1 protein-coding gene is annotated in these 252 nt (G+C 35.3%); it reads left to right on the forward strand.

The genetic code is table 11. The features are described from left to right. A partial coding sequence (locus AAEZ05_RS29480; protein WP_350650167.1) for a hypothetical protein occupies positions 1-252 on the forward strand: 252 nt, incomplete at both ends.

Here is a 252-nt window from a genome sequence, read left to right on the forward strand (position 1 = left end):
GTATTATTGAGGAAGAATATAACTCAAGAAGCCTGCTATCTATTACTGAAAGCAAAAGGGTCAATGGCAAAATGAAGGTCGAGAATTATGAAATGCTACCGCAATATGATGATCAGAATGCAGCGGGCACACTACCTTATATTTATACCCTTATTATAGATAATGGCAAAAAACTGGTGATTGATAGTCAGTATAAAGATGGCAGCGAGCAATTATATTATGCTTTTGCAAATAAAGAAGACAGAATTGAGC

The organism is Pseudomonas sp. HY13-MNA-CIBAN-0226, from assembly GCF_040310305.1.
Taxonomy (GTDB): Bacteria; Pseudomonadota; Gammaproteobacteria; order Pseudomonadales; family Pseudomonadaceae; genus Aquipseudomonas; species Aquipseudomonas gregormendelii.